We start from the raw sequence: 13,616 nt of genomic DNA, 5'->3' as shown, positions 1-13,616 counted from the left end.
TATCTCCGCAAGGGGCAGGGTATTTTTAGTACATGAAGCACCTATTCATGGCTGCAGTAATGACCATGGCGATAGCCGGTACTGCCTCAGCACAAACTCCCTGTTATAAAAACCTGGTATTGGAAGGCGGCGGCGTAAGGGGTTTTGCCTATGCCGGTGCTTTCCAGGTATTGGATAGTCTGCATGTGCTGGCAGGTATAGAAAGGGTAGGCGGCACCTCGGCGGGCGCCATCCAGGCCACCTTATTGGCCGTGGGCTATACTCCCAAAGAGATATTGGAGCTTACGGCTTATATCAAACCCCAGGAGTTCAATGATGGTTCCTGGTTTGTAGGCACCGGCATGAGGCGCCTGAAGAAAGAGTTTGGCTATTACAAAGGACAAAAGATAGCGCAGTGGATTGAAGAATTGATTGCGCGTAAAACAGGCGATGGCAATATCAGTTTTGCCCAACTGCACCGGCAGCGTACTGCCAAAGGCTACAAAGACCTCTATATAACGGGTACGGATCTTACCTATCAAAGTCTGCGGATATTCTCCCATGAACAGTATCCCGATATGCGTATTAAAGATGCGGTGCGCATATCGCTGTCCATCCCGCTTTATTTTAAACCGGTATTGATCGATGATAAAGGGAAGGTATATGATAAAGCAGTGAACGGGGTCAACCTGCACATGATGGTGGATGGCGGGGCACTGAGTAATTACCCGGTATTTATGTTCGATTCTTCCCGGTATGTATCGGGTATTGCGCTGGCGCGCAATGTATATATGGAAAACCCGGAAACGCTGGGACTGATGATGGAAACACCGGAACAGATCGCCTACAATAAAAGACAAACAGGAAAATCTCCTATTGCCATCAAAAGCATCAAGGACTATTTTAAAGCAGTATACATTACGCTGATCGATAAGGCCAACCCGGAAGCGGATGGCAATAGCCAGTGGCACCGTACGATCACGATCAGTACCCTCCATTATTCGGGTAGGGTGCGCAAACTGCCTAAGAAGGTGGTAGACGATCTGCTGGAGAGCGGACGGGAAGGGGCGAGGCGTTTTTTCCAGGAAGTGGGGGCTGGTAAATCACCTTCGTTTATCTTACCCGCTTGAATTTACTGGCTACAGGGGCCCTGCCATTGAGCACGTAATACTGAAGGGTGGTATGGCTTAATGTTGTTACGGCCAGTTTGAGGGTATCGTTGTTATTTTCCCTGAGCAGCAACAACACATTGTCCTTGAAAACGTACCTGGTAAAGGAACTGCCGGTACTCTGGGTGAAAGCCCCATTGTCGAACCGGATGGTCGTTTTGGAGTTGTCTGGTTGCCAGTCAAGGACGACGTCGGCCGGGGCCGGGGTATAGGCGATCATTTCCCATTTTCCTTCGATGGAGGCCGGCGTAGAATCTTTTTTACAGGCAACTATACTTGCGATCAAAAATAATATAAGTGCAGCTTTATACATGTGACTGGGTTTGATATGCTGACCAATCCTTGCGGTCATACGTTGCATGGAACAAAAAGGTGGTAGGATAACTCCTGTTCTTATGGTGCTTTTTTAGCACTGCCCGTGGCATACTATTTAATTTTATATCTTTATAGGAATAAGCGGAAGTAGCTCATCTGGTAGAGCGACAGCTTCCCAAGCTGTAGGTGGCCGGTTCGAGCCCGGTCTTCCGCTCCAGGTAACCGGCAATTGCCGGTTTTTTTTATGCCCGTATGCTTACACCTGGCTGGGGCATATAATAGCGCTGGTCAAACCTGAAAATCTACAACTGATCGGAGTATATACCAATTGATCGAACCTTCATTTCTTTATACCTACACCTGGTATACTTTTACGGCCAATCCAATAATTTTTTAAAGATGCTATTGTCGCATGGTGGGCTATTGGCCCGCACAGGATCGCTATTGCCTGTATGCGCTTAATAACTGAACTCATACTGAACAATCTTTCTATCATGAATACTACACTGAAGGCCGTTGCTTTTTTCCTGTTCCTGCTTTACTTGCATGGCGGGCCTGCTGCAGCACAAACGAGTCAACGCAACGCCGCATTTGACGCTGCTTATAAGGTTTTAAAGCCACAATTGATAGAAAAGATAAAAAGTAAGCAGCAGGCCATCAGCCCCAACAGCAGCTTTAAAGGCAATGCGAACCTGGGACAATCACTGGCTGCTTCTGCTTGTTTTATCCCGGTGGATGCTTCGTATACCGCTTTGCCGCGCAGCAATGACGGCAGTACAGCGTTGATCAACCTGCCTTTTACCTTCAACCTGTATGGCACCAGTTATAACCAGGTGTACATTAACACCAATGGAACGATCTCGTTCCTTGACCCGGAAGAGTCGGGCTTTTCCGCCGGATTACCCGGTTTTGTTCCGCTGATCGCACCTTTCTGGGCAGATGTGGATACCCGTAACCCTGCCAGCGGACAAGTATATTATAAAATAACACCCACGCACCTGATCGTAACCTGGGACGGGGTAGGATATGACAACAGGGCTGCGGATAAGCTCAATACTTTCCAGGTGGTGATGGGGGTGCCAGGTGATGAAATACTGGGACCGGATCATAACCTGCAATTGAATTACGGGGATATGCAATGGGCCTCTTCTTATGGATTTGGACAATGGGGCAGTACGGTAGGTGTAGATGGCGGTGACATCCTGCACTATATGCAAATAGGCCGCTTTAGTGAAAATACCAGTGATTATGATGGACCCGGCGGTAATAATGACGGGATCAACTGGCTCGATAATAAATGCTTTGCTTTTGATGTATCGACGCTTACAAATATGCCTCCACGGTTTGACTTTGGTTCTCCGGTGCGTGTGATCAATGTGCGCGTAGGAGAAACGGTCGTGACAGAAGCGGAGTTTGCAGCGCCTGAAGCAGGACAAATGGTAAGCACGATCATGGAGCCGAGTACGATCTGTAACCTTTCGTTTAGTGCTACAACGGGCAATGTTTCAAAAGTGAAGATCACCATCACAGGTGCTGCCTGCAACCTGGGCGGGGCTGTATTTTATGTAGTGGCTGCCGACAATGGCAATCCACAGCAAAGTACTACAGTGCCCTTTGTGGTCATCGTGACGGCAGATGCACCGGAGCTTAGTTTCCCGGTGCCGGAGGATGAGGATGGCGATGGTCGTTATCCACTGCAGGCTACTTCCAGCGGTGGTGAACGGATCTATTATGAGGTGATCGGAGGGCTGGCCTATATAGAAGATGATACGGTGCTGGTAGCAGATGGAGTAGGGTTGGTAAAGGTGAGGGCGTATGCGGAGGGAGATGGCACTATGCCCGATGTGTTCAAAGATGTGGAGTTATGCCTGCCTGCCAAACAACCGGCCGCTATTACCGGTGATGCCAAAGGCTGTCTTGCTTATAAATCAACCTACGAAGTACCTTATGTTGCCGGAGCCAGTTATACCTGGTCGGTCGACGCAGGTGCAAGGATTGAATTCCAGGGTACGCTTGCTACGGTAACCTGGCTTACACCAGGCACGCATACGGTATCGGTATCTTATAAAGGAAATTGCGGCGGCGAAGGGCCTGTGCGTACATTGACAGTGGAGGTGATCGATAAGCCACTCACGGGAGCGATCACCAAAATGCTGCCTGCTGATGGCAATATGAATGTTTCTTTTCCGCTTACTTTCTCCTGGTTCCCGGTGGAACAAGCGATCGGCTACGATATCTATGTATGGCCTGAAAATGGCGTAAGACCCGATAATCCGCTCATTCAGGATGTTACAGACATCAGTTATACGCTTTACTACAATGGTGAACTGGAATATGGCAAGCACTATCAATGGCAAATAGTGGCAAAAGGGGAGTGCGGTATTTTAAACAGTCCGGTGCAACTATTTGGACTGCGTGTATTGCCTGACCTTACCGTGCGGAATATACAGGTGCCGCCGGGAGGGTTTTCGGGTCAGCCCCTTACGGTGAAATGGGAAGTAAAGAATATTGGTTCGGGTGCAACAGCCGACCGGCAGTGGCTGGATAAAGTGTACCTGTCGCTGGACCAGGTGCTGGATGACCGTGACCTGGAAGTTGCCTACGCACAAAACACCAGTGAACTGGGTGCGGGCAGCAGCTATAGCAATACCGCTACTTTTACCTTGCCCAATGGCATCAATAACAAGTATTATATTTTCATAGAGGCAAATGCTTTCCATGCTTTCCCGGAAAGTAATGAAACAAACAATACGGGCATCAGTGCCAGTACGACCAATATACAGCTCACTCCGCCTCCCGATCTGCAGGTAACCCAGGTGACGCCTCCCAATAATGCCTTCTCAGGCCAGCCGGTAGAGATACTATGGACGGTAAAAAATGCAGGCACGGGTAAGGTGACTGGAAAAGTGTGGTGGGATAATATTTACCTGTCGAAAGAGCCGGTATTGAACCTGGTGGATGCGATCAGGCTGGGTATCTACCGTGAAGCGAATGACCTGAATGATGGCGCGAGCTATACCAAAACGGCCACGGTAAAGATACCCGATACGGTATTTGGCAACTATTATGTGTTTGTGGTGACGGATGAGTCGGACAGGGTATATGAGCATGCTGCGGAAAACAATAATACAGGCAGGAGTGAAGTGGTGAATATTATTCTTACACCACCGGTAGACCTGGTAGTGCCGAAGGTAGAAATACCGGCTACGGCGGTTAGCGGAGAAAAGGTATCCATCAGCTGGCGGGTAGAAAATGGTGGCGGCTCCACTACAGGAGGAAACTACTGGCGGGATGATGTATTCCTGTCGCCCACAAAAACATTCAATGATAAAACGGCGATCGCATTAGGTACAGCAACCAGCCGTATGGCGTTGGCGCCGGGAGAGGGCTACAACACCTTTATTGAATTTGTACTGCCTGCAAAAATTACGGGTGACTATTATGTGATCGTACAAGCCGATGCTACAAAAAGAATATATGAGTACACTTCCGATGATAACAATACAGGCAGTTCGGTGCAGCCCTTGCATATTACTGCGGCTGACCTGGTGGTAGGTGCTATCACAGCGCCTGCAACAGGTACTTCAGGCAATACGATGGCGCTGGCATGGACGCTCAAAAACAATGGCAATGGTGCGCTGAAGAATACAAAAATTACAGACCGGATATTGCTGTCGGCCAGTGCTACCTGGAATGAGGCCAATAGCAAAGTATTGAAAGAAGTGGTGTATCAAACAGGCGTAGTAGCTGCCGGAGATGATACGCTGCAGCACGCTACTGTGTTGTTGCCCGATGGAATGGCCGGCAATTACTATATATACGTACAAACCGATTATAAGGATACGGTGTATGAAACAGGCGGTGATAATAATATACGCCGCAGTACGGCGCCTGTAGCCATCACATTAGGTCCCTGGGCCGATCTGCAGGTGAGCCAGGTAAAGGCAAAGGATACGGCTGCTGCTGCCGATGCTACGATTATCTCCTACACGGTGATCAACAAAGGCAATAAAGCTACAAATGACAGCACGTGGAAGGATAAGGTCTATATCTCACTGAAGCCGGTATGGGATGCAGCAGCCAGCATCTTCATCCGGGATATTCCTCAAAAAAGAAATATTGGTAAAGACGGTACCTACCAGGTAGAGACGCCCATCAGGCTGCCGGGCAATATCGGAGGGGCCGATTATTATGTATACGTATTTACCAATGCGGAAAAGACGGTGTATGAGCATAGCGATACTACCAATAATACAGGCAGGAGCAATAAGCTGTATGTACATAAATATCCACCGGTAGACCTGGTGGTGACTTCGGTTACAGCGCCTGCAACGGGTAAATCAGGTAATGCTATTGCGGTGAAATGGTCGGTGAAGAACGAGGGGGAAGCGATCACTTTGGAAAACGAATGGAGTGACGCGCTGTACCTGTCTGCTGATACGGTGTTTGATAAAGATGACCAACTGGTAAAGGCGTTCACCCACCGGGGCAACCTGCCTGCAGGCACGGGATACATCGACGAGCAAAACTTTGTATTGCCCAATGGTGTATCAGGCAACTATTATTTGTTGCTGGTGACAGATGGACAGCATGTGAACTATGATGCTGATACAACCAATAATTATGGCATGGTAAGAAAAGCCGGAGGCGGTAATAATGATCCCGTTCCCATCGGCATAGAATTGACTCCGCCTGCCGACCTCGTGGTCAGTTCTTTTACTACACCTGAGGAAGGTTTTGCCGGTCAGCCAATCAAAGTTAAATGGAAGGTGAAGAACAGTGGTGCTGGTATCACAGCTGCCGGCAACTGGACAGAACGGGTGTATTTATCAAAAGATGTGTTGTGGGATAAAGATGACCGGGTAATAGGTACTTATAACCGGGCCGGGGTATTGGCCGCTGGTGGGGAATACCACGACAGTCTGGAGGTTTTTCTGCCACAGAATGACCTGGGCAACCATGTGCTGATCTTCAGATCGGATGTAAACAACAACGTGTATGAACACGGTGCGGAAGAAAATATCTCAACGGCGCTGATCACGATCATTAAGGATGAATTATCTGACCTGGTGGTGACGGATATAGAAGTGCCTGAAATGGCGATGGCAGGCGGAGAGGTAATGGTACAATGGACCTTACAAAACAAGGGTACAAATCCTTCGAGGGGCTATTTGCAGGAGGGTATTTATCTTTCTACAGATACTTCCAAAGATGCGCAGGATATACTGGTTGCTTCGATCCCTTCAAAGATCAACCTGGCGCCCAATGCTACACTGGCCAGGAGTCAAAAGATAAGCTTAAAGGGTGCTTCGCTGCGCGATTACCATGTACTCATCCATGCGGATATCCTGAATAATATAGTAGAGATCAATGACAATAACAATATCACTCCTTCTGGGCAGGTGATGAAAGTAACGGTTGATGAGTTACCGCTGCACGTACAAAAGCAACAGTCTCTGCCCGATAATAAAGAGGTATACTACCGCATAGAAATTCCTGATTCACTGGCTGGTGAATCTTTGCTGGTGACCTTGCAAGGGGATACGGCACATGCTAACAATGAATTGTTCCTGCGCCGGGGAGAAATGCCTACGCGGGCGGTACATGACTATGCTTTTGGTGAACCTTTCAAAGCCAACCAGGAGATAACGGTCCCGGCATTGGAGGCGGGTACTTATTACCTGCTGGTATATGGCAAAACAACACCCAATACAGTACAGCCCATCGGCCTGCTGGCAGAGATACTACACTTCGAGGTGAGGTTGGTAGATGCTGCCGAAGGTGGCAATACGGGGCAGGTGACGGTGCAGGTTAAAGGTTCGAAGCTAGGTACGGTGAAGAGCGTGCGACTGCGCAATAACGGAGCCAGCATTGAGGCGGATAGGATAACGGTGAGCAACCCGGTGAGTCTGTTTGCCCAATTCGACCTGGAAGGCGCTGCTGCCGGTGTGTATGATGTGGTAGCAGAAAATGAGGCAGGGGATACAGCGGTGCTGGCAGGGGGCTTTAGGATCGTAGCAGGCTCGGGCGCCGGCCTGGAAACGAATGTAGTGACACCGCCCAATACAAGGCCTTCGAATGTATTGAGCATCCAGGTACAGTTTGCCAACACCGGGAATACGGATATCATCAACCCGGTATTGACACTGACTAGCCTGGGCGGCGCACCGATCGCATTGCAGCCGGCCGAACTGGCGCAGGCCAACAAGGCGCTGAAATTAGCGCTACAGGAAGTAAATGGACCTATAGGGCGGTTAAGGCCTGGTGCGAAGGGTACGATCATCGTGTATGCGAAGGCGACAACGGTGCTGGGCTTTATGCTGGAGGAAGAAAAGCTGTGAGCTGTGAGCTATGAGCTTCGAGCTTCGAGCGAAAGGCATTGACGCAACGAGGGGAGAAGACTGACATTCAATCAACATATTATTATAAACGATCAGTGATGAAAACAGTAAATATCATACGCTATTGTGTCCTCCTGCTGGCAGGATTGTTATCAGCGGCAGGTGTGGTAGCTCAACAGGTGCCGGGTTTCCAGGTGCTCGGACGTCAACCACTTGCTGCTGATAAAGGCGGTAGGATCGCTTTGTCGGCAGGTACCGATGCGGTAACCATTAGCAATGAAGTACGTGCCGGTAAACAATTTTACCGGGTAGAAGGCAATGGTGTGCAGGCAACGGTACCGGCACTTACCTATGTGGAAACACCCGCAGGTAGTGGCAGGATATGGGTGTACGGCGATTCGGCCGGGCGACATATTGTGGACAATGTATACGCCAGTGTGTATTCAAATACGGGAACGTTGGTAAGGTCTGTTGGTAAACTGGGCAGGCAACCTTATGCTGTTGCCACTGCCAACAATGGTTCGCTGGTCTTTGCCGGTAATTCGGGTAAGGATACGGGTAGAATAAACCTCATCCTGGCTTTATACGACTTTAATGGTAATCGCACATGGCAGGTGAACCTGCCGGAAGGAAGGGCTTCACGGGTATTCATTAGTCCTGATAACAAATACATCGCGGTCGTTCATTTCAACAACAAGAAGTATTTGAGCAGTACGCTGGTATATGATGGTTCGGGCCGCCTGGTTCAAACGTTGCCGCATAATGCTGATGGTGTTGACTTTCTATCGTCTGGTAAACTGGTTATTTCAGACGGGCGCAGCTGGTTCTTGTATGATGGGGCGAAGGGCTTTCAATTGTTGCATCAGGGATCATTGCCGGGCAATGCCATTGGCAAGTTTCCGGTTACGTCGCACCCTTCCCGGGATATCTTCTTTATCATGACTGCCGACGCAGCTGTGAAGGGAGTGCGTTTGCAGGCTTTTGATGCGCAGCAGGGAACCTTGCTGGCGCAAGGTAGTTTCAAGGGAAAAGATACCTGGCAACCTTACCGGCAGGTAGCTGTGAACAATGCGGGCAGTATTCAGCTGACCACCGGGGATGAGGTGATCACATTAGGTATGAAATAAACATTATTCAATTAAGGATCTATGAGACATATATTACTCATTCGGTTATTAGCAGGTGTTTTATTCACCGGTATGGCGCTGACTGGTACAGTGGTGCAGGCCCAACCTGTAATGCGGGGTGCACAACCGTATCTGGGGCAAAAGTCCATGAGGGTATTCTGGACCAATTCGCCGGGGGCAACGGAAATAGAAGTACGCACCAGGAAGGATGGCGGCGCCTGGTCGGCCTGGACCAATATGGGATCAGGCATTAATGAGTTTACGGATATAGGCCTCTCGGAAGGGAGTAAGTATACTTACCAGATACGGGAAAAAGTAAATGGGGTGTGGAGCGCCCCCTCCAATGAAAAGGGCAATAGTTTTCAACGGTTATGGCCTGTCATGAAAGCCGGTGATCCATCGGCCGAAAGTGTGGAGATATTACACGGTTTCGGGCAACCGATCGAAGCAGATGGTGATTTTTATTTTCACGAAGGGGTGGATATCCATGGTGAGACAGGAGTAGATATGGAATGGGTGCGTGCCCCTATTGGAGGGATCGTTAAAAACCATGGCGGTAGTGGCAGTGATATCAATGTGGACCTGGAGGTCTCTATTGGCGGCGGTACTGTGTTCATTCAGTTTAATCACCTGCAGGACCTGGATCCCAACCTGAAAGACAATGAAACGGTGGAAGCGGGACAAATACTTGGCCGTATTTACAAAAGCCCTGTGTGGAAGACGGAAAACTCCCACACGCATTGTCATTATTGGGGTACGGAGGGAAATATGTTTGGCAGTACGATGAACCCTTATAATATCTGGCTTTCGCCCACCTATCGAGACCCGCAGGGTGGCGCGCCGGTGGTGATGGATGTAAACGGGGATAGTAAGGATATTACGTTCCGCAAGGCGCCGGACTCAGATGATTTTTTCGAGGATGATAAGGTGCATAACGGGGTTGATATTATTGCAGAAGCAGTGGATAAACAATCTACGGATGCTCCCTGGCAGAACCCAGGTTTTGTAGGTTATTTTATACAAAAGGAGAAAAAGGGTTCCTGGGTGCAATCGGTGAAGGATGTGGAGGACCCCTATTGTGTGTTCAACAGCTCGATATTTTATCATACGGATGCAGACCATAATAACCCGCTGATCACGCAGAGCATCATTTATTACAAGCCGAAAACGCAAAGTAAAGACCCGACGACACCTGGCTTTTATTTTTGGAAGCAATGGTTCAGCTACCAGGTGACGAATACCAAGAGCACTACGGGAGAAGAAGCGGAGATCACTGATCAGGCCCGTTGGTGTACGGATGCACAGAATACGGTGGGTGAGGACAATGGTTATGTACCAGGTTATAAGAAAGCGAGGATCATCGATGAAGCCAAGTTTGAAGATGCCAGGTACCGGGTAGGTATTGTATTGAAAGACCTGATCAATAAAGCGCCCACCAGGTTCAAGGAATTCAAGGTAGATAATTTCCGTCCTTATGTAAAGGCGGTATCGATAGAAGGGGGCAAATTCAAATATAAGGCTGAGTGGGCATGGGAGCCGGGCCCGGGACAACTGACGCTGACGGAAGAAAAGAACGATGAAAAGGCCTGTGGGGTGATCAGGATCAAAGTAACAATGAGTGAGCCTATGAAGGATGTGACTGTGGAAGTACCTGCGCTTGGCTTTAGCAAGAACAAAACGGCAGCGGTTGGTGGTTCTGATGGAAGGGTATTTGAGTTTGAAATACCTGCTGATCTTACCAAGGATGGTCCGGAAGGTCCGCATAAACTGGAGATCGACGGGCATGATGTGAATGACAATGCGGTACAGGGATTTGCTGATAAGGGAGCAAAGGGAGAGAATGATTTTCACAAGCGTGAGCTGGATGGTTCCTGGAAGCCGGCTTCGGTGCGTGTGGGCAAAGACATTATCCATGAATTCAAGCTGCTGGTGCTTACGATCGATGTAGTGGCCAAGCCTGCTTCTTCCTGTGGTAAGAAAGACGGAGAAGCCACGATCAATGCATATGGTGATGAAGGCCCGTTTGAGTACAGTGTGGATGGATCAAAATTTCAGGCTTCGAATGTATTTAAGAAACTGGCGGGCGGCTGGCACCAGGCCACGGTGCGTAAAAAAGATACGGAGTGTGAGTTCAACCAGGATTTTCACCTGAAGGATGGCAAGCTGGAAGTAGACGTGTCGGGCTTTGGTTCTATAGAGTTCTGTGAAGATCAACGGCCCACCATTACTTTGGCAGCTTCTGCCAGCGGTGGATCGGGTGATTATGAATATAGCTGGCCGGGTGGTGTATTGACGGTAAGCGGCTCAGGATACTATACGGTGACAGTGACGGATAAACAAACAGGTTGTAAACGTACAAAGGGTGGTAAGGTTACCTTCATTCCCATTGTATGTTCGAGAGATCCCAACGATATTGTAGGACCGCAGGGATATGGTCCGGGTAAGATGATCGCCAAATCGAAAAGTCATCCCTATATGGTGCGCTTTGAGAATGATCCCGCATTTGCTACGGCGCCTGCGCAGGTGGTAAAGATCAATCATCCGTTGGATAAGAATACCAACCTGTTCTCTTTGCGGCTGGGTGATTTCGGATTTGCTGGTATGACCTTCTCTGTGCCGGCGGATAAAACCTATTATGCAGCCCGGCTGGATGTGATGGACTCGCTGGGTGTGGTAGTGGATGTAACGGCGGGTATTGATGTGAACAAAAAAGAAGTGTTCTGGATATTCGAGTCGAAGGACCCGGCCACGGGGTTGCCTCCTGCCGATGCGTTACTGGGTTTCCTGCCGGTGAATGACTCTACCGGCAAAGGGGAAGGGTTTGTGTCCTATACGATCAAGGCCGCTAGCCATACGCAGACAGGTGATACCATTCATGCGAAAGCCAGCATTGTGTTTGATGTGAACGGGGCTATTGAAACACCACAAATATTCAATACGATCGATGCACTGCCGCCGGTGAGCAAGGTAAAAGCTTTACCGCCTGTTACCAATAATACGGAGATCAGGGTGAGCTGGGATGGCGTTGATGACGCTGGCGGGTCAGGTGTCCGTGATTATGTATTGTATGTGTCGGAAAATGGGGGCCAATTCAAGGCGGTGCAGCCGGCCTCGGGTGATACGGTACTCCTGTTCAATGGTGCCAAAGGAGATACTTATAGCTTCTTTACGGTGGCTACGGATAATACGGGCAATGTTGAAGGGATGAAAAATGCCGGGGAAACGACTATTAAAATCAGTGACGATTGCAAGGATGAAATATGTAATGGGGTAGATGATGATTGTGATGGGGAAGTGGATGAAGGATTTATCGTTACTTATTACCGTGATGCCGACGGAGATGGCTTTGGCGCCTTGTCGCAGCCAAAACAGGGCACTACCTGTAATGTGCCGGCAGGCTATGTATTGAACAGTACGGATTGTAATGACAATGATAAGGAGGTGCATCCCGGCGCCACGGAGGTCTGTAACGGGAAGGACGATGATTGTGATGGCCTGGTGGATGAAGGTTGTGGTATACAACGGTACTATATGGATGTCGACAAAGATGGCTATGGCCGCAATGAAGGCTCGCGCCTGTCTGCTACGCCCATTCCCGGCTGGGTGCTGGTGAATGGAGACTGTGCAGACTGGGATGCTACGATCTATCCCGGCGCTCCTGAACTGGCGAATGGCCGCGACGACAACTGTAACGGCCAGGTGGATGAAGGGTTGCCCATGCAGCGGTATTACCTGGATGTAGATAAAGATGGTTTTGGCCGCAATGAGAACTCCAAGCTATCAGCGATACCGTTGACAGGCTATGTATTGGTGAATGGTGACTGTGCCGATTTTGATCCTACGATCTACCCTGGTGCGCCTGAACTGGCCAATGGCCGTGACGACAACTGTAACGGGCAGGTGGATGAAGGGCTGCCGATGCAGCGGTATTACCTGGATGTAGATAAAGATGGCTTTGGCCGTAATGAGAACTCGAAGTTATCAGCGATACCGTTGACAGGCTATGTACTGTTAAACGGTGACTGTGCCGATTTCGATGCTACGATCTATCCCGGCGCGCCTGAACTGGCCAATGGCCGTGACGACAACTGTAACGGGCAGGTAGATGAAGGGTTGCCGATGCAACGGTATTATCAGGATGTAGACAAAGATGGTTATGGACGTGAGCAGGGTTCCCGATTGAGTGCTATTCCCTTAGCCGGCTATGTATTGCTGGGCGGCGATTGTAATGACTTTGATCCGAAAGTATACCCCGGCGCACCGGAAGTGAAGAATAACAAGGACGATAATTGTGATGGTCAGGTGGATGAAGTGCCACGCATCAGTGTGACGGGTGGTGCGGCCAGCAATAGCAAGCTAAGCACAGAGCCGGTTGTGGCGGGTAAATTCGAGGTAGTGGTATCTCCGGTGCCCAGCTATTATGACTTCACGGTTCACCTGCAGCAGGGTGATCCGGTTGAGAAAGTGCGCATCCGGGTGTATGACCAGGTGGGCCGGTTGGTGGAAGGGAAGGACCAGCTTTCGATTGGTTCGAAGATCACGATTGGCGGTCAATATGCGAAAGGATATTATACGCTGGAAGCGGTGCAGGGGAAGAACCGGCAGGTGGTGAAGTTGGTGAAACTTTAATAGCAATGCGCTGGCTTGAGGTATTTCAAACTGCCCTCAAAAGTGTCTGACTTTTG

General features: G+C 49.4%; 5 protein-coding genes and 1 tRNA gene. 5 read left to right on the top strand and 1 reads right to left on the bottom strand.

The window, feature by feature from the left end; genetic code table 11:
* Positions 1 to 32 precede the first annotated feature (32 nt).
* Positions 33 to 1,109, top strand: a complete 1,077-nt coding sequence (locus D3H65_RS13320) for a patatin-like phospholipase family protein (protein WP_119050790.1) — start codon at positions 33 to 35, stop codon at positions 1,107 to 1,109.
* Here D3H65_RS13320 and D3H65_RS13315 read toward each other — a convergent pair.
* Positions 1,093 to 1,461, bottom strand: a complete 369-nt coding sequence (locus tag D3H65_RS13315) for a hypothetical protein (protein WP_119050789.1) — start codon at positions 1,459 to 1,461, stop codon at positions 1,093 to 1,095. The genes D3H65_RS13320 and D3H65_RS13315 overlap by 17 nt on opposite strands.
* A 143-nt stretch (positions 1,462 to 1,604) precedes the next feature.
* Between D3H65_RS13315 and D3H65_RS13310 the strand changes: the two genes are divergently transcribed.
* The 4 genes from D3H65_RS13310 to D3H65_RS13295 all read left to right on the top strand — a co-directional run bounded on the left by D3H65_RS13310 (position 1,605) and on the right by D3H65_RS13295 (position 13,560).
* Positions 1,605 to 1,680, top strand: a tRNA-Gly gene (locus D3H65_RS13310).
* 277 nt (positions 1,681 to 1,957) lie between these two features.
* Positions 1,958 to 7,804, top strand: a complete 5,847-nt coding sequence (locus tag D3H65_RS13305) for a CARDB domain-containing protein (protein ID WP_162915611.1) — start codon at positions 1,958 to 1,960, stop codon at positions 7,802 to 7,804.
* 98 nt (positions 7,805 to 7,902) lie between these two features.
* Positions 7,903 to 8,931 (top strand): WD40 repeat domain-containing protein, encoded by a 1,029-nt coding sequence (locus D3H65_RS13300; protein ID WP_119050787.1) that lies wholly within the window; start codon positions 7,903 to 7,905, stop codon positions 8,929 to 8,931.
* A gap of 21 nt (positions 8,932 to 8,952) precedes the next feature.
* Complete coding sequence (locus D3H65_RS13295; protein WP_119050786.1) at positions 8,953 to 13,560, top strand: MopE-related protein; 4,608 nt, start codon at positions 8,953 to 8,955, stop codon at positions 13,558 to 13,560.
* Positions 13,561 to 13,616: the final 56 nt, after the last annotated feature.

The sequence above is a fragment of the Paraflavitalea soli genome, from assembly GCF_003555545.1.
GTDB classification, from domain to species: Bacteria; Bacteroidota; Bacteroidia; order Chitinophagales; family Chitinophagaceae; genus Paraflavitalea; species Paraflavitalea soli.
The sequence above is the reverse complement of the archived record's forward strand: the minus strand, read 5'-3'. Positions and strand labels throughout refer to the sequence as shown.